16 protein-coding genes are annotated in these 21,006 nt (G+C 54.0%); 6 read left to right on the top strand and 10 right to left on the bottom strand.

Features of this window, described 5'->3' with window-relative positions; translation table 11 throughout:
* Window positions 1–146: 146 nt before the first annotated feature.
* The 5 genes from helD to selD form a co-directional block, all read right to left on the bottom strand.
* A complete protein-coding gene (gene helD, locus BBD41_RS24385; RefSeq protein WP_099479139.1) occupies window positions 147–2,480 on the bottom strand; it encodes an RNA polymerase recycling motor HelD in 2,334 nt (777 codons plus the stop codon).
* A gap of 243 nt (window positions 2,481–2,723) precedes the next feature.
* On the bottom strand, window positions 2,724–3,782 hold the full coding sequence (locus tag BBD41_RS24380) for an FUSC family protein (RefSeq protein WP_077567203.1): 1,059 nt from the start codon (window positions 3,780–3,782) through the stop codon (window positions 2,724–2,726).
* A 164-nt stretch (window positions 3,783–3,946) separates the two neighbouring features.
* Window positions 3,947–4,636 (bottom strand): phosphatase PAP2 family protein, encoded by a 690-nt coding sequence (locus BBD41_RS24375; protein WP_099479137.1) that lies wholly within the window; start codon window positions 4,634–4,636, stop codon window positions 3,947–3,949.
* Between the two features lie 379 nt (window positions 4,637–5,015).
* Entirely contained in the window at window positions 5,016–6,068 is a 1,053-nt protein-coding gene (gene mnmH, locus BBD41_RS24370; protein WP_099479135.1) for a tRNA 2-selenouridine(34) synthase MnmH, read from the bottom strand.
* A gap of 48 nt (window positions 6,069–6,116) precedes the next feature.
* Window positions 6,117–7,169: a selenide, water dikinase SelD gene (gene selD / locus BBD41_RS24365; RefSeq protein ID WP_077567206.1), complete on the bottom strand. Its 1,053-nt coding sequence runs from the start codon at window positions 7,167–7,169 to the stop codon at window positions 6,117–6,119.
* 322 nt (window positions 7,170–7,491) lie between these two features.
* Between selD and BBD41_RS24360 the strand changes: the two genes are divergently transcribed.
* The 3 genes from BBD41_RS24360 to BBD41_RS24350 all read left to right on the top strand — a co-directional run bounded on the left by BBD41_RS24360 (window position 7,492) and on the right by BBD41_RS24350 (window position 10,378).
* Window positions 7,492–8,562 (top strand): permease, encoded by a 1,071-nt coding sequence (locus BBD41_RS24360; protein WP_099480774.1) that lies wholly within the window; start codon window positions 7,492–7,494, stop codon window positions 8,560–8,562.
* A 130-nt stretch (window positions 8,563–8,692) separates the two neighbouring features.
* The gene (locus BBD41_RS24355; protein WP_099479133.1) at window positions 8,693–9,850 is read left to right on the top strand and encodes a peptidyl-prolyl cis-trans isomerase; all 1,158 of its coding nucleotides are present in this window, start codon (window positions 8,693–8,695) and stop codon (window positions 9,848–9,850) included.
* A 180-nt stretch (window positions 9,851–10,030) separates the two neighbouring features.
* Window positions 10,031–10,378, top strand: a complete 348-nt coding sequence (locus BBD41_RS24350; protein ID WP_077567208.1) for a hypothetical protein — start codon at window positions 10,031–10,033, stop codon at window positions 10,376–10,378.
* A 99-nt stretch (window positions 10,379–10,477) separates the two neighbouring features.
* Here the strand turns inward: BBD41_RS24350 and BBD41_RS24345 are convergent, their stop codons facing one another.
* Window positions 10,478–11,419, bottom strand: coding sequence for a hypothetical protein (locus BBD41_RS24345; protein WP_099479131.1), 942 nt, complete (start codon window positions 11,417–11,419; stop codon window positions 10,478–10,480).
* A 45-nt stretch (window positions 11,420–11,464) separates the two neighbouring features.
* Here BBD41_RS24345 and BBD41_RS24340 point away from each other — a divergent pair, with 45 nt between their 5' ends.
* Window positions 11,465–12,259 carry a YwaF family protein gene (locus BBD41_RS24340; protein ID WP_335582740.1) on the top strand — a complete coding sequence of 265 codons (795 nt, stop codon included), beginning with the start codon at window positions 11,465–11,467 and terminating at the stop codon, window positions 12,257–12,259.
* Window positions 12,260–12,414: 155 nt separating this feature from the next.
* On the opposite strand, the gene BBD41_RS24335 is transcribed toward BBD41_RS24340, so the two are convergent.
* The 4 genes from BBD41_RS24335 to BBD41_RS24320 form a co-directional block, all read right to left on the bottom strand.
* A complete protein-coding gene (locus tag BBD41_RS24335; protein WP_077567210.1) occupies window positions 12,415–13,407 on the bottom strand; it encodes an aldose 1-epimerase in 993 nt (330 codons plus the stop codon).
* 139 nt (window positions 13,408–13,546) lie between these two features.
* A complete protein-coding gene (locus BBD41_RS24330) occupies window positions 13,547–15,229 on the bottom strand; it encodes a glycerol-3-phosphate dehydrogenase/oxidase (protein ID WP_077569038.1) in 1,683 nt (560 codons plus the stop codon).
* A gap of 259 nt (window positions 15,230–15,488) precedes the next feature.
* Complete coding sequence (glpK, locus tag BBD41_RS24325; RefSeq protein ID WP_099479124.1) at window positions 15,489–16,979, bottom strand: glycerol kinase GlpK; 1,491 nt, start codon at window positions 16,977–16,979, stop codon at window positions 15,489–15,491.
* Between the two features lie 64 nt (window positions 16,980–17,043).
* Window positions 17,044–18,255, bottom strand: a complete 1,212-nt coding sequence (locus BBD41_RS24320; RefSeq protein WP_237087124.1) for an ROK family transcriptional regulator — start codon at window positions 18,253–18,255, stop codon at window positions 17,044–17,046.
* Between the two features lie 440 nt (window positions 18,256–18,695).
* Between BBD41_RS24320 and BBD41_RS24315 the strand changes: the two genes are divergently transcribed.
* Together BBD41_RS24315 and BBD41_RS24310 are read left to right on the top strand one after the other, a co-directional pair.
* On the top strand, window positions 18,696–19,955 hold the full coding sequence (locus BBD41_RS24315; RefSeq protein ID WP_099479120.1) for an ABC transporter substrate-binding protein: 1,260 nt from the start codon (window positions 18,696–18,698) through the stop codon (window positions 19,953–19,955).
* 100 nt (window positions 19,956–20,055) lie between these two features.
* Window positions 20,056–20,997, top strand: a complete 942-nt coding sequence (locus BBD41_RS24310; RefSeq protein WP_077569039.1) for a carbohydrate ABC transporter permease — start codon at window positions 20,056–20,058, stop codon at window positions 20,995–20,997.
* Window positions 20,998–21,006: the final 9 nt, after the last annotated feature.

Genomic DNA, 21,006 nt, shown 5'->3' with positions numbered 1-21,006 from the left:
ATAGTGGATCAGGCGGATGAAACGCAAAACTTGCGAAAAACTTCAAATTTATTGTCCACTGGCCAAATGTTTTTATAAAAAAAGAGGCTGACGGCCTGGCTTGGCACATCAACCTCTTAGGTTACTGGCGGAGGAAATCCGCTCTTCTAATTTGCTGCATCCGGGATAAAGCGGCTCTTCTCGCCGATATGGTAAATGTGAAGCCGGTGCATGGCTCGCGTGCATGCCGTATAGAACAGCTTCCGGTCACTCTCCCGCCGGTATACTCCCTCCGAGCCGTTATAGATGATCACCGCGTCAAATTCTACCCCTTTAGCCAGATAGGCCGGAACGACAAGCGTTCCTTTCTCAAAGGCCGGCGTGTTCTTGGTGATGAGTCGGACCTGAACGCTCTCCGACAGCTCCCGGTGCACGCGCCGGCTCTCCTCATCCGTCCGGCAAATGACCGCGACATATTCATAGCCTTGGGCATGAAGCTCGGCGATGTCTTGGATTACCGCCTGCTTAAGGGCTGCCTCATCCTTCACTGGGATGACCTGCGGTGCCTCACCGCTGCGATTAAAAGGAACGATCCGGTCCCCTCCGGGTATCATCCGGCGCGTAAATTCCACGATTTCGTGCGTTGAGCGATAGCTCTGGGTCAGATTAATGACCTCGGTCTCTTCTTCACCGTACAGGCTGACCAGGTTTTCCAAACTTCCAAGCGCCTCGCCATGCGCATAGATCGCCTGGTTCAAGTCCCCCAGCACCGTCATCTTCGCTCTTGGGAACAGCCGTTTCAGGAATTCCAGCTGAAAGGCTGAATAATCCTGAACCTCGTCGACGATGACATGCCGGATCGACGTGTTGGTCCGGAAGCCTTGAAGCAGCTCCTTCAGATAGAGGAACGGCGTTGCATCTTCATACATCAGCCGTTTCTCATTCAATGCCTGAACGGTGAGATGACAGATCTGCTCCCAATACGGCGGCAATGAAGCCGTGTTTCCGGCAGCCCGGCGGAATAACGCTTCGTCCTGGAACAGCTTGCGGTACATGCCCGTTACATCGACGTACCGATACCGCTTAATCCAGCGCCGGATCGGCTTCAGGCTGTCGCTGACGACCATTTTGGCCAGAATATCCCGCTCCTTGTCAAAATCGTCAAACGTCGTTTCCTTACGGTTCTGCTTCCTCCGCATCGTCTGGAAAGCCCTTTGATAGTCCTCCAAATCAAGCAGGTCGATCTTCTCTTCGACCCAAGGCGCGCTTTTCTCTTCCTGGGCGAACTCGGACAGCCGCTTCAGCAGCCATTCCTTCATGAGATCAATGCGGCCGGCCAGCTTGACGGCAGCGTCATAGCTGTAGAACTGTGCCGCCATCTCATCGGAGCTGACGATCACTTTGCCTTGGAACACCGCCGGTTTGAAGAGCATTCCTTCCTTCTCGAGCAATTCCTTGTACCGTCGAATCGTATCCAGATATGTCCCCGAGGACTTGAAGGCGATGCCTTCAAGCCGGGCTTTATACTCCGGCGAATCCTCCTCGTTAAGGAGGTTTTCCGTCTGGGTGAACACATCCTCCAGATCAAACTCCTTGCCCAGCCGAAACTCGAGATAAGACTGAAACGTCGTCTGCTGCATATTGTCCTCGCCCAGCTCAGGCAGAACGGTGGATACATAACTGTTGAAGAGCGGGTTGGGCGAGAACAGGATCATCTGATCCGCTCTCAGCGTCTCCCGATATTTATACAACAGGTAAGCGACCCGCTGCAGGGCAGCCGAGGTCTTTCCGCTGCCTGCCGCCCCTTGGACAATGAGCATGCGCGTTTTATCGTTGCGGATGACCGCATTTTGCTCTTTTTGAATCGTGGCTACGATGGATTTCATCCGGTCGTCCGCGCTATGGCTGAGCACCTGCTGGAGAAGCTCGTCGCCGATGGTCATGCCGGTATCAAACAGCACCTGGATTTTGGCATCATGGATGACAAACTGACGCTTCAGCAGCATCTCTCCGGTCACCATGCCCGAAGGCGTCTCGTACTGCGCAGGTCCCGGCGCCCCATCATAATACAGACTGGAAATCGGCGCCCGCCAGTCATATACCAGGAAGGACTCCATATCCTCGTCCAGGAAGGAGCCTGTTCCCAAATAGATCGACTCCGTCTCCGGCCATCCGTCTTCCCGGAAATCAATCCGTCCGAAATAAGGGGAATCGACAAGCTTCCGGTATTTCTTGAGCAGCTTGCTTGATTGCAGATGGGCGCGTTCCCGTTCCGACAACACCTGGGATTGCTGCCTCAGGTTCGTTGACGTCTCGCCCAAATCATCGGGGTTGCTGAAGTTTACGGTTACCTCGTCCCAGAAGTCCTTCCGCATTTCGATGACTTCCTCGCGAATCCCTCCGACATCAGCTTCTAACTCCGAAATTTTCCTTCCGATCTTTCCCGTAACCTCTGTAACTCGCCCTTGTTCCTCTTGCCAATCCTGTTCGCTGATAGCCATGGCTCATCCCCCTAATCTACTGGTTGACAGCGTAAGAAATATGTGTTACAATATAATTGTCATATTATGACCATTTATGTCTTATTAATGACAGACCATTGCTTATTATAGCAGTGTGATGAGATGGAATCAATATTAGAATGAACATTAGGAGCCGGCTGCGAAGCCGGCTTTTTTGCTGCTTGCCTTGACCTCTTCATCCCGGTCAGGTTCGAAGCGGGCTCAATGGAACCCGCCGCCCCCTTATTTTTTCAGCCATGAAAACAAAGGCTCCTCCTGCCCGTCATCCTCCACCACGCGTTCCACATGCTCCGCTACCCGATTCAGACGATCCAGCTGGTACCCGTAATCATACATCGCTGCGGCAACCACGGAAAGACGAAGCCCGCCCGGTTCTCCTCCAGGGCCGCACATGACTTGCGCCATGAACTCCTCATTGTTCTCCACCATCGTCTCGGCTTCATCCTCGTTCGGCTTCAGTTTGCCCTCGAATTTCCATAAGATGTGCTCATGGTACTTCATCAAGCGCTCCAAATTGGCATCAAACTGCTGATCGATCGCCTCCGTGCGCTCGGCTTGAAAATAATGGTTCTCCACCGCATCCAGCACCTCGAAGCCCTTGCGGAGCGATTGAAGCAGCTGCTTATACACCACAAGCTGTCGCGCCTGGCTGTATTTTGCCCGCTTCAGCTTCTTCTGCTCCTCTTCAAACAAGTTGTATTTGTCGGATAACGATTTAATCGCCGACTCGAGTTCCTTCTTCTCCGCGCGGTACACCGAATCCTTCATCTCGTGGGATATTGCCGTGCGCAGGAGGAGCGACATTTTCCCGAAAACCGTATGAATTCGCGTAATGTATTGCTCCTTCGGTTTGGGCGGAAAGACGAGAATATTAATGAGGAAGGCAGATATAATTCCAATAAGCGTTAATATGAACCGGTTCAAGGCAAAATCCCATTGACCGGAAGCCTCCATGACCGAGATAACCGTAACCAGAGTAAGTCCAATCGTTTCTCCCATCTTCAGCTTCATACAGATCATAATGACGACAATACAGATCAAACCGACCGATATCGGCTGATTGGACAGGAAATAGCCGCCAAGCATAGCCAGAATCGCTCCAAGCGTGCTTGTCTGCAGCTGATCCAGGAAGTATCTCCACGATCGGTAAATCGAAGGCTGCATGGCGAATATGGCAGCGATTGCGGCAACGACCGGCGACTTGAAATCCAGCAGCATCGCCATGTACAACGCCAAGGTTACGGCGAGACCGGTTTTGAACATTCTTGCTCCGAATGCCATAGGCAGCCCTCCTTATCTGTTACATCATTAAACCTCATGCCACACCTATTAAACTCAGCAATGAACACAATGATACATACTCCTTCACAAGAAACGCTATGACTTGAATTACCTTTTTTGCCATTCGATATACATGCGCGCCGGATGCCGGACTCGACGGATGGCTAGCTGGACCCGCGGATTATTCCGGCAGCCTTTCGACGGGACCGGTCCGTGAACCTTTCATACCGTCCGACCGACATGGCTAACCAGAAGCACGCAGCCAAATACCCCCCAACGATGTCGCTGGGATAATGTACACCAAGATAGACCCTGCTCAAACCGATGCTCCCGATCATAAGGACAGCAAAAACGACCAGCACGATCCGGCCTCTTCCCGCCTCGATATGCCTCCATAGCAAATAGGCCAAAACACCATAGAATGAGAAGGCAACCATCGAATGACCGCTGGGAAAGCTGTAGCCGGTTACCTCAATCAATCGGTGAATATCCGGTCTCATCCGCTGGAACGCAAGCTTCAGTAGAAGATTCAGAATCGAGGAGCCGATAATGACCCCGATGAGCAGAAAAATCTCTGTTCGATGCTTGAGCAGCATGTACTGCAAAGCTACCGTAATCAGGCACAGAACGATAATCGCATCCCTGGAACCGATAAAAGAAAGCCAGACTGCGATATCCGTAATCCACGGCTGTTCGAAGCTTTGAATATATCGACTGATCGCATGGTCCCAATCATCTATTCGCTTGTGCTTCACTAGAGCGGCCAAGAGTACGAACGCTAATAAAGCACATAGCGAGATGAAATCAATCCACCGCCTTCGCATCCGCAGCCGATTTAATTGTTCCTGCACCATAGCCGTTCTCCTTTTAAACGTATGGAATCGTATCCGAGACAAATGGGCGAATCAAGATCATACCATGTTCCTGACATGAAGAAAAGGAGCTTAAGGATCTGTTCTTCCCGATATTTTCATAGTCTTTGTCAAATCACGGCGGAATACACCCCGTTAAAAGAAACAATCGCCCTTCCTGAAAGGATGGCTTAAGCATCCGCTCCAGGTAAGGGCGACCGAAGGCGTGCTCTGTCATGCGGACATATCGCCAGGATCAAGAAAAACGGACCACCGCGGCAATTATTCATGGCTCAACATGTTATTCCCGATCATCCATTAACCGCTGTGGTCCGTCCAATTATCCTGCTAAAAATAAGCTTTTGCGAACCATACGAGACCACTATGCACCGGTTTTTAGCTGACCGCGCTTTGTCAAAATTTCCTTCACGGCTTCCGCCGCTTCGTTTACGCTCCTTACCGACACCGTAATCGGCTCGCTGTCTTGATACTGGCTTGCGGTATAGTTGTATTTCGGATCGTAATAATGCTCCAGCAGCATCCGGATTCCTTCGGCAAATCGCCCTTCCTCAAGATGCTTTCCGATTTCGGCAGCGATCGGCGTATGGATGCGCCCTTTGATCAGACGATACGCCTCCAGATATTGTTGCTGATACGCCTCGGGCCGATAGTCCTCCATAATTTGGCGAATGCGCTCCTCCATCGGAAGCTCCAGTACAATCGCGGTCCCTTTCTCCTTCATCTGCATGATAAAATCGGGAACGACAATCTTGCCGATGCGCTTGCTTTCTGCTTCAAACACCATATACGGTGCATGCTCCAGCTGTTTCAACCGCTCGAACAGCTTGGCGTCAAACGACTTCTGATTGCTCGCATCGAGGCCGATGTGGCCGAAGATCGAGCCGCGGTGCCCGGCCAGTCCCTCCAGATCAAGCACCGGGTAGCCTTCTTCCTGCAGCTGTTGGAGCACCGCTGTCTTGCCTGTTCCCGTCAGCCCGTGCAGCACGAAGGATGCGGAAGGTAGCCTCAGGGTCTCCATCGTATCCAGCACGTACTTGCGGTATGCCTTGATTCCGCCCGTAATCCGGCTGACATGGATATCCATCAGGGAAAGCACGGTGGCAGCGGTACGGCTCCGCATGCCTCCGCGCCAGCAATATACCGCTTTATCACCCTCGATTTCTTTGAACTGCTTCACAAACGCGGGCAGCTTCGCGGACATGATCGCCAGCCCGCGCTCCTTCGCCGCATCAACCCCGACCTGCTTGTACAACGTACCGATTTCGGCCCGTTCCTCATCATTGAATACCGGGATATTCAGACTCCCGGGAATGGTCGCATCCGCATATTCGGAAGGGGAACGGACATCGATCAATGTCAGCTTCTTGTTCCGCTGAAGTTCAATAAGTTCTTCTACCGTGATGTCTTGAAACATGTCTGTTCGCTCCTTATATCGATTAGCCTGCAAGCAGTCCCTGCCCGCTTACCATTCAACCGAGATCCGTCCGCCATGCTCGGAAACGACCTCTCCGATCCGGCCGGCCTCGAGGCCCGCAGCCAGAAGCTCTTGAAGAAGCGCATCCGCCTGGGAGCCTTCCACCGCGATGAGAAGTCCTCCGGATGTGACGGCATCACTCAGGATCCACTTGTCGTACTGGTCCATTCCGGCCGGAAAATCAACGGAATCCTTCACATGGTCGAAATTGTTCTTCGTTCCTCCCGGAATGACGCCGAGTTCGGCAAGCTCCCTTACCCGCTCCAGCATCGGCACGGCGGATTTGATAATCCGGATTCCCGCTCCGCTTCCCTTCGCCATTTCCAGCGTATGGCCAAGGAGTCCGAAGCCGGTAACGTCCGTGCACGCATGGACTTGATACGGCTCCATGATTTCAGCGGCGGTTTTGTTTAAAGCAGCCATGACTGCCGTGACTCGGCGGATCTCTTCATCGCTAAGCAAATCCTTCTTCATGGAGCTGGACATAATGCCGACGCCGATCGGCTTGGTCAAGATCAGGGCATCGCCGGGCTTGGCGCCGGCATTCGTTCTGATCTTATCCGGATGCACGGTGCCCGTAACGGCCAAGCCGAACTTCGGCTCCTTGTCATCGATCGAATGACCGCCGACCAGCGTAACGCCCGCTTCCTTCAGCTTATCGGCCGCACCGCGAAGGATGTCGGCCAAAATCTGCTTGTCCAGCGTCGAGATCGGAAAGGCCACAATATTCAGCGCCGTCAGCGGCTTGCCGCCCATCGCATAAATGTCGCTGATGGCATTGGCCGCGGCCACTTGCCCGAAATCGTAAGGATCGTCAACGATCGGCGTGAAGAAATCGACCGTCTGCACCATGGCGAGGTCATCCGTAAGACGATAAACGCCCGCATCGTCGCTCGTGTCCAGCCCGACGAGCAAATTCGGATCCGGCTCCGCTTGGGGCAGCTTGCGTATAACCTGGGCCAAGTCGGCCGGGCCGATCTTGCAGCCGCAGCCGCCCTTGGAGGAATAAGAGGTGAGCTTTATTTTGTCGGATTGACTCATTTCTAGGACTTCCCTTCATTATATATATTACGGCAGCTTCCCCCGTTAGGGATTCAACATGCAACAACCCCGGATATGAGGTGCCGAACACAGCTCAAGGACTCCGGGGAAAAGCAATTTCGTTTATTGCGCTACGCATTTACTTCAGGATGTTGCAAAATCCTATCTTATATTATAAAAAATCAACCGCAGGAAGTCTAATCCGGAGTTCGGGATCTGCTTCCCGAATTTATTCGTTCCTTATGCTTGATTTATGGTATACTAGTCGATTGGAGTATGTTAAATGTTTTATCATCCCAGATATATCGGAGGAATCTTGAATATGACGCATACCAATGATGGCAGAATGCCGCTTCATCATACGGACCGAAGAAAAACGGTTTGGTTCATCGTCCTGTTTATCATCATCGCGGCGGCAGGACTGACTTACGTAAAATGGTGGCCGTATTACAATAAAGCCCTTAAAGCGATCGTAGATCACAGTATCGGCTCATCCATCCTGAGCTTTCAGCCGGATAACGCCTTGCCGTCTTGGCAAGCCGCCTGGGACTATGCCGTTACTTACTTTAAAGCCGTATGGAAAGCCGCCGTGCTCGGCATATTGCTGGGAAGCCTCGTGCAATCGCTGCTTCCGCAAGGCTGGCTTCTGCGCGTGCTGGGCAAATCCAGCTTCGGCAGCACAGCGATCGGCGGCCTGGCATCCATACCGGGCATGATGTGCTCCTGCTGCGCAGCTCCAATCGCGGTCGGCTTGCGCAAGAAGAAGGTATCCGTTGGCTCCGCGCTCGCCTTCTGGATCGGGAATCCGACGATAAACCCGGCCACACTCGTGTTCATGACCTTTGTGCTGTCCTGGAAATTCACGCTGCTGCGGCTCGTGTTCGGGATCCTTCTGACCTTTGGCATCAGCTACCTGGCCAACCGGATCTCGAAGGAAGCAGCTCCTGTCGAGATCGACGCCGCGGAGCAGCCTGACGAAGCCGATCACCCTCCGCTCTGGAAACGCTGGATGTCGAGCATTGCCGACATGGTCATCCGGGTCGTCCCTTCGTACTTCATTGCCGTGCTGCTGCTCGGCGCGCTGCAGGCATGGATGTTCCCTCAGCTCGGTGAAGCTGCCGGCGGCGGCATCCTGGCGATCATGTTCTTTGCCGTGATGGGCATGCTCTTCGTCATCCCGACGGCAGCGGAGATTCCGATCATCCAGGCCTTTATGGCAGCTGGCCTCGGAACCGGACCGGCCGCGGCTCTTCTTTTGACGCTGCCGGCGATCAGTCTTCCGTCCTTGTTCATGGTAAGACGATCCTTCCCACGCAAGGTGCTGTGGTTTGTGGCGGGCTCCGTCGTGATCCTCGGTATTGTCTGCGGATTGGCGGGCAAGCTGTTCCTATAGTATAGGAGTCCTTCCAGCCCCTGATTTCATATTTTTTATGTTTTCTTAAGGTAAAGCCCGGACATATCTGGTACAGTTATTACAGAATGATCCAACTTATTACTTGGAATCGAAGGGAGTCAATTACTGAATGAGAGATAACGATTTGCAGCCAAATCATCCGGGAGAGCCAGATGAGAAGAACGGACAAGCCGAGGAGAATCTTCAGCAAGAGAGCCATTCCGGGGAAGATTTCCGCGACTCGGGCGACTTGGATTTGTCCAAAGAGGATGACAAGGTAGGTCTGATGATTCCGGATGACCAGCCATCGCAAGCGGAAGCAGCCCCTTCCGGCGGCGGCGGAAACGGCAGCAAAGGATGGATGATCGCCTCCCTCGTACTCGCGGCGGCACTGATCGTCGTTCTCATCGTGCCTCCGTTTGCCAAAGGATCCGGCAACGAAGCGGTAGCGAATGTCAACGGCGTCAGCATTACGAAGGACCGGTTGTACGATGCGATGGTGGAAGCCGGAGGAACCCAGATGCTTGACGGCATCATCCGGGATGAGCTGATTGATCAGGAGATGAACAAGAAGTCCCTCACGGTAACCGACGAAGAGGTAACCGCCGAGGTTGCTGCCCTCAAGGCAAGCTACCCGTCCGAGGACCAGTTCAACATGGCGCTCATGCAGGCCGGTATGACAGAAGAGGATCTGAGCCGGCAGATGCGAGACCAAGTGAAGCTCAAGAAGCTGCTTGCCGATAAAGTCAAAGTTACCGATGAAGAAGTGAAGGAAATTTTTGAACAGAACAAGGAAAGCTTCGCAACGCCTGAACAGGTGCGGGCTTCCCACATTCTGGTCGAAACGAAGGAAGAAGCCGACAAAATTTACAAGGAGCTGCAGGAAGGCGCAGACTTCGCTGCGATCGCCAAAGAGAAGAACCAGGATGCAACGAAGGATAAAGGCGGCGACCTGGACTTCTTCGGACGCGGCGAGATGGACCCTGCCTTCGAGGAAGCGGCATTCAAGCTGAAGAAGGGCGAGATCAGCCAGCCGGTCAAGAGCTCCTTCGGTTACCATATCATTAAGGTTACTGACCGCAAGGAAGCGACCAACCCGACCTTCGAGGAGAAGAAGGAAGAAATCCGCGGCCAGATGGTCAACCAAAAGGTATACCAAGAGTCTCCGGCTTACATTCAGGAGCTTAAGGACAAAGCCAAAATCACCAATACGCTGGATAAAAGCGCTGCAGATGCAGATGCCAAGGATCCAGCAAGCGAGGATCAAGCAGAAACACCAGCCGAGTAACTTCAATAACAGTCTAAGCTGGAGGATGCGGAAGTCTCTGCATCCCCTGCAATTAAAGCCCTGTACCGGACGGTACAGGGCTTTTTTATCGGCATTTCGAAAAAGTTCTTTAATCCCTGAGTAAAACATGGTAAAATGTAAGCGTTATCAATAGTTGATCAAGGAAAAGGGGGAAGCAGAATGACGAAGCGCGTATCGGAATCCCGCAACATGTATGAGGACTTCGTGGTGGAGACAGACATTCTGTTCTTTAAAACCGGATCGCACGGTTTGGTCAGCTTTCACGGCAGGAACTATAATATAAAAAAGAGAATGACTGCCGACAACATCCATACCCTGGTCTCCGGCAAACAATTCTACTATGTCGGAGGCAACTGTTACGTCAACATCGATAAGGTGACCGATGTCGAGCAAGGCATCGTATACTTCGGGGAGAAGGCTCCCTCCGCCAAGCATCTTCGAATCCCGAGATGGAAGCAGGAGCCGCTCAAGCGGCTGGTCGCCGAAGCGAGACAGCCGGTCTTGTAAGACGCGGCAGCTCCCGCTGCTGTCCGATGAACGAAAGCACCCGCCTTTCCTGTTATAGGGAAGCGGGTGCTTTCGTATTACTAGAACCGTTGACTTATGTTACAGCCTCAGCTTTTTCAGATTGACGATGTACAGATTTTTCAAGGGCAGCGCTCCGTTCCGATACTTCCTCGCCCCCGACTCGAACAGAACGTACAGATCGTTGCCGCGGAGCGCGATATTTTCGGACATCGGCGGCATCGCGAGCGGTGTTGCTGCCGGCTTGCCCGAGTTCCCCCACGTATAAATCAGAAGCGTACTCGCCTTGTTCCGTCCGCACGACTGACTGTACAGCACGCGCGATTTCGTCACTACCGCCCCTTGCACCCTGTCCGGCGTCGTCCAGATATACGAGGGCTTAGGGCCAGGCGGCAACCGATCGCTGCCGGTCAGCTTATACCCCCGCAGCTTGCCCTTTGGTCCAGGGGCGCACTGCTTCTTCCCGATATCTTCTCCGTCCATATATTCGCCTACCCACAAAACACCGTCCGCGTAGGTTGCATAGGAGGCTTTGTGCCCGAGCGAATATTTATTCATGACGATATTGCTGTAATCCTTCATGCTGCTGAGCGTGCTTAGCGGAATGCGGTATACATTTTTACCCGATGCGATCCACAGATGCTTCTTGCTTACCGCAAGGCCGCCAACGTGTCCGGTATGCTTCCTGCCTCCGCCCTCATATAAATAAAACGTCTTGATCCGTTTATTCGTTTTGCTGTTGGTGATCGAGATGGAGCTGGCTTGATTTTTGTTTTTGTTGCCCCAATAGTGCGAAATGATGATCCAGTGTTTGCTTGGAACGAGCGCCAGCCCCTGAGGCACCCACTCCTTGGTACCGCTAAGCCCCGGGATGGGCGCTCCCTTTCTGCTGATATCGAAAAACTTCTTGTATTTGGAGGCCGCATCCGCTTCCCCGGATGCTGTCAGTCCGCTCATCCCGAGCAGCAGCACCATGCATAACATGGCAAGCATATAACGCTTTATGGCCCGAAGCATGGTCATCCAACACCAGCCTTTCTTTCAAAATGTCAGGATGATAATATTTAGATACTACGTTTTCGGAAAGGATGTTATGTCATCGAGACGATCTTTGATCCGGACGTTTCCCGGTCCTTTGCCGCCTTCTCCGCCTGGCACCTCGCCGCCATCGGAACGCTGGCTTGCCTCGGACTGCTGCTGTTTCTGTTCCGGCAGAGGATTCGAAGCCGTCCTTGGCTTCGTCAGGGGATACGGGTCGGCCTCCTGGCTTCATTGGTGTTGCCCGAAGCCGCCCTTCACGTTTGGTACGTTGTAACAGGGATATGGGATAAGGCCACGTCGCTTCCGCTTGAGCTCTGCAGCCTTACCTTATTTCTATCGGCCGCGGTGCTGCTAACGAATTCGGCAAAGCTGTATCCGCTCGTCTATTTTGCAGGCATCGGCGGGGCGCTTCAGGCCGTTCTGACGCCCAATCTCGATTATCCATTCCCGCACTTCCGCTTCTTTCATTTTTTTATCGTGCATATGGCCATCATCTTAACGGCGCTGTACATGACATGGATTCGCGGATACCGTCCGACCTGGAAATCGATCGGCCACACCATGCTGTTCCTGAACGCCGCTGCGCTTGCGGTCGGACTGCTAAATGCGGTGCTGGGGTCCAACTACATGTTTTTGATGCATAAGCCGAATACCCCCTCCCTGCTTGATTTCCTCGGGCCGCATCCCTATTACATTCTCGCGGAGGAGCTCATTGCGCTATGCCTGTTTGTTGCCATGCATGCCGCGTTCTTTGTCATTCCGGACCGTGTGCGGAGAAGACGGCGCCAGGCTAACCCATCCTCTATCAGCTTAAAAGGATAGCCTCCTCTGCCGATGGCTGCGGAACGATGGTTATGGTTGGGATGACGGACAATGCTTCATTTGGTCCAGGTGTAAAAAAAGCGTACGGACATGTCAACCCGTAAAACCGGGTGGTTCCGATACGCTTTTTTTCACTCCATGGAAAGCCTTTCCGGTTAATTCTTCATGTACAGGCGCGAGGTGGATTCCCAGATCTCGCCCGGCGCCAGTCCGAACAGGCCGATTTGCTCAGCCGGCAGATCCACATTCGGCGCGTTGACGAGGTTGACCTGCGGCTCCGGACAGAAGAACTTCCCGCATGCCTTGTTGTTCCAAACCATCCACTGCTTGTAGGAAGTGCCGACATCGTATACGAACGTTTTGCCGATGCGCGTATCGGTCAGCTCCATCCGGTTTCTCCCGTTTTGCGGAGCAGCCGTATAATGATTGTCCATCTCGGCAAAATACGGGCTGACTCCCTCGCCGCGGAGCTTCTCCTCGTCCGGAGTCAACGGCTGGTAGCGGCCGGTAGGCAGCATGCGCTCATTAAGTTCCCAGCGCTCGCCGATGGTCATGCGGACAGTCACATCGTCTGCCGTGCTGCCTGGTGCAAACGGCGCCATGATCGCTGTATGGAAGGCGAGCAGGCAAGGCATGTCGCTGTCGCCTTCGTTGCGAATCAAGACATGCTGGGACAAACCGTCTTGACTAAGGGTGTAGCGCAGACGGAAGGTGAACCGGTGAGGCAGCATCGCATATACCGGATGGTCTTCATCGACCTGGACCGAGACGACGACATAGCTGCCCGCTTCCGTGCTGCCATACTCCTCAACCCGCCACGGAGTTGTATGTAAAAAGCCGTGCAGATGGTTGCCCGTTGCTTCCTCATTCACCGGAAACTGATAGGTCTTGCCTTTCCATGGGAACCGTCCGTCCTCATAGCGGTTTGGCGGAAACAGGACGGGAATGCCGTGTACGCCGGGATTCTCCTTGAACGATTCCATTTCATCCGCTTCGGGCTCCCGCAGAAACCGGTAACCGCTTTCGATATCCCGGTAGGCTATAAGATTACCGCCGACTGCGGGCAAAATTGCCGCTTCATAAGGGCCGTGCTGCAGCCATACCGCAGGCTCGCCGTGGAACGTGCCTTCATATGCTTTGTGGTTCATCGGTTGATCTCTCCTCTCATATTTGACGACGTATATAGAATATCACACCGATGCCCATGCTTCTATAACTTGGACGATCAAAACAAAACCAGCTCCCGCCCATGCTCACGGAAGCTGGCCGAACCTTATAGAGCTGGATTCAGGATGACAGCTTGCTTGCAGAGGCCGCCGCGGCCTCCAATCCGCTTTCCTCGGAAGGCGCCGCATGCTCCGCCCTGGCCAGCTCCTCTTGCAGCTCAAGAGCATACATCTCCTTCTCGTCATCGTCCCAGCCCAGCATCGAGGCCATGTAATCGATGACAGACCCCTTCCATCTCCGGGTCCATTCGATATTGAACAGCAAGGAGCCGGTTCGGCGGATAAAGAAGTCCACCGGCTTCACAGCCATTTCGTGCTCGATCGCATACCGCAGCGGAACGAGCACCGACAGCGGCAGCGCCTCCGCCTCCGCCTGCGCACCCGAGCCCGCGGATTCCTCGCCTGCCAAGCGGAATAGTTCGGCTACGTTTGAGCCGTACATGTTTGCCCACTGCTCCGCGAGCTTGCGGTCGATCCCAAGGGCCGCGCCCTGATCGGCTTGAGTGCGCACAAAATCCGGGAAATGAGCAGAGCCGCCAACCTTTCCGCCCGAGATCGGAAGCTCGCGGGTGACGCCGGCGCCGTAAGACTTGCCGCCGTTCTCCTGAAGTCGCTTCGCAACAAGGTCGACGACGGTTTCCGCCATCTTGCGATAGCCGGTCAGCTTGCCGCCCGCAATCGTTATAAGCCCCGACGGAGATTCCCAGATCTCATCTTTACGGGATATTTCCGAAGGGCTTTTGCCTTCCTCCAGAATGAGCGGCCGAACCCCGGCCCAGCCGGACTCTACGTCGGACGGGGACAGCCTGATGTCCGGGAACATATAAGAGATCGCCTTCAGGATGTAATCCCGGTCCTGGACCGTAATGAACGGCCTTGCGGGATCAGCTTTATATACCGTATCCGTAGTCCCGACGTATGTCTTTCCGTCCCTTGGGATCGCAAACACCATCCGTCCGTCCGGCGTATCGAAATATACGGCTTGACGAAGCGGGAACTTCGACTGGTCGATGACCAGATGCACGCCTTTGGTCAGCTGCAGCATTTTTCCTTTCTTGGATTTATCCATCTCCCTTACGCGGTCGACCCACGGCCCCGATGCATTCACAATCTGGCTGCCGGCCGCCTGCCGAACCTCGCCGTCGAGCATATCTCTGGCCGTGACGCCGGTAATGCGTCCGTTCGCATCGTAATTCAGCGATTCGACCTTGACATAATTGAACACGTTCGCGCCTCTGGCCGCCGCTTCCTTCATGACCTCCAGCGTCAGTCTGGCGTCATCCGTCCGGTATTCCACGTAATAACCGCCGCCCTTCAAGCCGTCCCGTCTGAGAAGGGGCTCCCTCTTGAGCGTCTCCTCCGAGGAGAGCATCGAGCGCCGCTCTCCCCGCTTGACGCCCGCCAGGAAATCATACACCATGAGCCCGATCGACGTGCTGAATTTGCCGAACGTGCCGCCCTGGTGAATCGGAAGCAGCATCCATTCCGGCGTCGTGACATGGGGACCGTTCTCATAAACGACCGCTCTTTCCTTGCCGACCTCAGCCACCATCCCGACCTCGAACTGCTTCAGATAACGAAGCCCGCCGTGCACCAGCTTGGTCGAGCGGCTGCTCGTGCCGGAAGCAAAATCCTGCATTTCCAGCAGCAGCACCGACATGCCGCGGGTTACCGCATCAAGCGCGATGCCCGCTCCCGTTATCCCTCCGCCAATGACGATTAATTCGTAATGCGTGGTATCCATCTCCCGGAACCGCTTCTTGCGGTCCAGGCTTGAGAATGTCCGAAAATGATTCACAACTGATCCCTCCCTGTATGTTTGCCCGAGCTCTATATACCCTAAAAACCTGAGTTCCTACTATCCAGAGGCGGCTCAAAAGACAACAAAAAAGAGACCACAAACACACAACGATATCCCCGTCTGCCGGGTTTTTGTGTGTCCAGTGGTCTCTCCAAGTCTCCAGACATGTATTTACTTGATATTTATTATAGCATAATTCCCGTTAATGAAAAGCCATTGTCGCATAAACGGCTTTTTTCCACCCGTTGTACAGCTTCTCCCTGGTCTCCTCCGGCATCTTCGGCTCGAACCGCTGCCCGGCAGACCACAGGCTGCGGATTTCATCCTGATCCTTCCAGAACCCGACCGCAAGACCGGCGAGATAGGCCGCTCCGAGCGCCGTCGTCTCCAGGATGTCCGGCCGTTCGACCGGCACGTTCAGGATGTCGCTCTGGAACTCCATGATGAATGTGTTGGCAGCCGCGCCGCCATCCACCCGCAACGCCGGAATCCGGTACCCGGAGTCCTCAATCATGACAGACAGGACATCCCGCGTCTGGTAGGCGAGCGATTCGAGCGTTGCCCGGATAAAATGCTCCTTCGACGTGCCTCTTGTCAGGCCGAAAACGGCCCCTCGCGCTTCGCTGTTCCAGTACGGGCTCCCGAGTCCGACGAAAGCGGGGACGACATACACGCCATCCGTGGAATCCACCCGGCGCGCGTACGGCTCGCTGTCCTTCGCCTCCCGGAACATCCGCAGGCCGTCGCGCAGCCACTGAATCGCCGAGCCGGCAACGAATACGCTGCCCTCCAGGGCGTACTGCACCTTGCCATCGAAGCCCCAGGCGATCGTCGTTATCAGGCCATGCTCGGATTTTACGGGCTTATCCCCCGTATTCATCAGCATGAAGCTGCCCGTACCGTAGGTCGTCTTGACCATCCCTTCCGAGAAGCAGGCCTGACCGAACAGCGCCGCCTGCTGGTCCCCGGCCGCTCCCGCAATCGGAACCTCGCGCCCGAAGAAATGATACGACACCGTATTTGCGTACACCTGCGAAGAAGGCCTTACTTCCGGAAGCATCGCTGCGGGAATATCAAGGAGCGCAAGCAGCTCTTCGTCCCATTTCAGTTCATGAATATTGTACAGCATCGTCCTTGATGCATTGGAATAATCGGTCACGTGGGCTTTGCCACCGGATAACTTCCAGATGAGCCAAGTGTCAATCGTACCGAAGAGAAGCTCTCCCCGCTCCGCACGCTCCCGTGCCCCCTCGACGTGATCCAGCAGCCATTTGATCTTCGTTCCCGAGAAATACGGATCAATCAAGAGTCCCGTCTTCTCCCTTACCATCGCATCATGTCCGTCCGCAATCAGCTGCTCGCACAAGCTCGCGGTCTGGCGCGATTGCCAGACAACCGCATGGTAGATCGGATCACCGGACTTCCGGTCCCATATGACCGCGGTCTCCCGCTGATTCGTGATGCCGATGCCGGCAATCTGCTCCGTCTTGACCCCGGCTTCCGACAAGCAGGTGGCGATCACGGCAAGCACGGAGCCCCAAATTTCGTTGGCATTCTGCTCCACCCAGCCCGGCTGAGGAAAATACTGCGGAAATTCCTTTTGGGCGGAATGCACGATTTGCCCTTTCCGGTCAAATAATATCGCCCGCGAGCTTGTCGTTCCCTGATCCAGCGACAGTATATATTGCTCCAATTCGTTAGCTCCCCTTCCGTATGAAATTCATGTACCCCAAGATTACGTGCTGGTGGAAACGTTGTCAAATCGAAGCTTCGATCAGCGAGAAGCCGAACAGATCTTGAAGCAGGACGGCCGCAGCGCCGATCAGCTTGTCGTCCGCGCCCAGCGAAGCAAGCCCGAACACCATGTCATTCGCCAGAATCGGCATGGCGTGCCGTTCAATGTAGGTTCGGACCATCGCCAGCAGCTCCTCGTTCCCCAAAGCCATTTCTCCGCCGAGAATAAGCGCCTCCGGATTAAACATATTCACGAGGTTCACGATGCCGGCCCCGAGATGCTCCGCCACCTCCTCGTTAATCGAGAGTGCCAGTCGGTCCCCGCGCCGAAGCGCCTCCTTATACATTGAAGGATCAATTTTAGCGTAGTCGCCGCCGCTTAGCTCCTGGATCAGGGTCGGCCGCCCTGTAGCGATCGCCGTAATAATCCGGGAGTAAATCGCCACCCAGCTGATGCTTGTATCCAGGCAGCCGATATTGCCGCATTCGCAGCGGATGCCGTTCCAATTCACGCTGGTATGGCCGAACTCCCCCGCCCCTCCGTGCTTGCCGCGAAGCAGGTTATCGTTAATGAGAATCCCGGATCCGAGGCCATCGCCGATCGAAATGTAGATCAGGTTGGAGTAGGCATAATTGCCGAACCTCCGCTCCGCCAAAGCCACCGAGTTCATGTCGTTCTCTACCCATACCCGTAAACCGTACCGCTCCTCCATGATCCGTTTCAGCGGGACGTTCTCCATCCGCAGCTTGGTGTTGTAGTAGACAACCCCTTGGGTATCGGCGACGATTCCGGGTACGGTAACGGATATGCCGACGCATTGTCCTCCGCCGCCGTAGGATCGGATAAAATCATCCGTAAGCTGCAGGAGCCGATCAACGAGCTCTTTTCCCTGAAGTCCGTCGATCGGAAAAGTGGCCTTTTTCAATATGCTCGCTTCCAGATTCATCGCCGCCAGAATGATGAGGGAATTCGTGATCGCAACCGCAAACAGGTAGTGGTTATTCGGATTGAATTGAAGCAGGATCGGCTTTCTGCCCCCGCTGGAGGAGCCGGTCCCGATTTCAACGACGTAGCCGTCCTTGATTAATTCCTGCACGGCGGCCGCCACCGTCGATGGGCTGATGTTATTCTTCTTGGCCAGGTCGATCCGGGAGATCGGACCCTCCGTCCTTATCTTGTTCAGCACCTTAGACCGATTCAGCGCCTGGATCAGCTTGTGGTCGCCTTTTTTCATATTGTTCAAGCAAGTTCAACCTTTCTTTCGTTTCATCATCGCCTCGTTCCCGGATGGTACCTAGGGGGCTGGCGGAGCAAGCGCTAGTTACACTATACCATTTTGGGGAATCCGTTATAAACTTATTCCACTTAGAAAAATAACTCAAGTTCAACGGAGCCGGCATCGCCTTCATGAAATGTGAAAAAAATAATTTAAAACAATGTGAAACCGCTGTCTTGAAATATTTTGAATCAAAATATATAATCTTTCGCAACAGAAGCATCGTTATTCCACTCAAAACATGGCATACCCGCGTCAACTTTTTTCGACCATTGGAATAACTATGACTTTTTAATCACAGATAAAGGGGGCAATACAAGAGGAGTCATTTTCAAGCCAAGCGTCAAGTTGGAGTCACGTGTTGGATCAAACCAAGTTCCTTAGGGAGGTTTTATGTGATGAGAAAAAGAATGGCGGTCGTGTTTTCCGTAATCCTGATGCTCGCAGCCGTTCTGTCCGCTTGCGGCGGCGATGCGTCCGGCGAAGAGAACGGCAAGAAAGTGATCAATGTCGCCTTGTGGGATGAAAATGTGCGGGAGACGCTGGATCAATCGATCAAAATCTTCAACCAGAAGCATCCGAATGTCGAGGTCAAGGTGACGTACACGCCATGGGCGGATTACTGGACCAAGCTGAAAACAAGCCTGGCCGGCAACAGCGGCCCGGATGTGTATTGGATGAACGGCCCGAACTTCCACTCGTACGCATCCTCGGGTCTCATCAAAGACCTGTCCCCGCTCATTGAACAAAGCGGTCTGGATACTTCGGTCTATAACGAAGCGCTGATCGACATGTATACGTATCAGGGCAAGCTCCACGGCCTTCCTTACTTCCAGGATTCCATTGGTCTGTACTACAACAAGGAATTGTTTGATAAGGCCGGTCTGGCCTACCCGGATGAAACCTGGACCTGGGAGACACTGGAAGAGAATGCCGCCAAGCTCACCGACAAGGCGAACGGCATCTACGGCTATATTGCCCCGATCGACAGCCAAATCGGATATTACAACTACATCTCCCAAGCAGGGGGCTACGTCATTTCCGAGGATAAGACGACCTCCGGCTTCAATACGCCTGAAGCGCTGGAGGCGTTCAAGTGGCAGCAGAGCTTGATCGACAAAGGCTATTCCCCTACCGCCCAGCAGCAGCTGGAGACGAAATCCCGCCAGCTGTTCGGTTCCGGCAAAGCGGCCATGTTCCCGGGGATTTCGGTCAATTCGCCGGAGCTTTACGAGCTGCTCGGAGACAAGCTCGGCGTTGCGGTTCTCCCGGCAGGTAAGGAGAAAGCTTCCATCGTTCACGGCCTGAGCTGGGCGATCAACGGAAAGACCAAGGTCGAGCAGGAAGCCTGGGAGCTGATCCAGGTCCTGTCCGGGAAAGAGGGTCAAGAGCTGCTGGCGAAATCGGGCTTCTCGATGCCTGCCTATAAGGGAACGGAAGAAGGCTGGCTCAAATCGATTCCATCCTTGGACCTGCAGGTGTTCGTAGACAGTCTGGATTTTGCCGTCCCGTATCCCGTTTCCCAGAAAACCGCGGAATGGCAGGATGCCGAGGTTAAGGAAATCCAGGCAGCCTTTCTTGGCAAAAAGTCGTTTGAAGAAGCTCTCAAAAATGCCGGGGATCAGATGAACGCCATTCTGGCTACCGAAACGAAATAGGAGCTCATCGGCTTTTCTGATCATGAAGTGACACCAGCTCTTCCAGCAACTCGCTAATCCGAATTACTCGATAACGAATGAAGAAAGGACGGTGCTGCTTGTGAGCTCTCCTGTAACAGTCACCACGGACCCCCCGGGAACGTCCGCCAAACGAAAGCCCTCCAAGCTTTCGATCAACGAGGCCATCTGGGGTTATGTCTTCATCCTGCCTGTGGTGCTCGGCCTGGGTCTGTTCTACATGGCTCCTTCCGCCGCATCGCTGTTCCTGTCATTTACCGCATGGGACGGGTTAACCTCCCCCCGGTTTATCGGCACCGACAATTTCGCCGATCTGATGCAGGACGAGAAGTTTACGGGGTCCTTGCTGAACACGCTCCTGTATACCATCGGCACGGTCCCTTTGTCCGTCGCGCTGGCAACGGTGCTGGCGGTGCTCCTGAACCAGAAAATCAAAGGGATGGTCTTCTACCGGACGCTATATTTCATCCCTGTCATTACGATGCCGATCGCGGTCGGCATGGTATGGAAATGGCTGTACAACTCGGAATTCGGCTTGATTAACTATGTGCTGGGCGCGATGAATTTACCGCAGCCGAATTGGCTGTTCGATGAGAAATTTGCCCTCTTCTCCATCGTCCTTGTCAGTGTCTGGAGCAGCATCGGCTATAACGCCGTCATCCTGCTGTCGGGATTGCAGGGAATCTCGGGGAGCTACTACGAGGCGGCCTCCTTGGACGGGGCAGGGACGCTGTACAAGTTTTTTCGGATTACGCTGCCGCTGCTGACGCCAAGCTTATTTTTTGTACTGGTCATGTCCTTCATCAATTCCTTTCAGGTGTTCGATCTGATCTTTATTATGATGGACCAGCAGGCCACGATGCTCGAATCCACCCGGACGGTCGTATACAGCATATGGGAGGATGGCTTCAAGTACTTTAATATGGGCTATGCATCCGCCCAGGCCTTTATCTTGTTCATTGTCATTCTGGTGATTACGATGGTCCAGATGTATATCCAAAAGCGCTGGGTTCATTACCAATAGCGGGAGGAG

The organism is Paenibacillus ihbetae (genome assembly GCF_002741055.1).
Taxonomy (GTDB): domain Bacteria; phylum Bacillota; class Bacilli; order Paenibacillales; family Paenibacillaceae; genus Paenibacillus_AQ; species Paenibacillus_AQ ihbetae.
The sequence above is the reverse complement of the archived record's forward strand: the minus strand, read 5'-3'. Positions and strand labels throughout refer to the sequence as shown.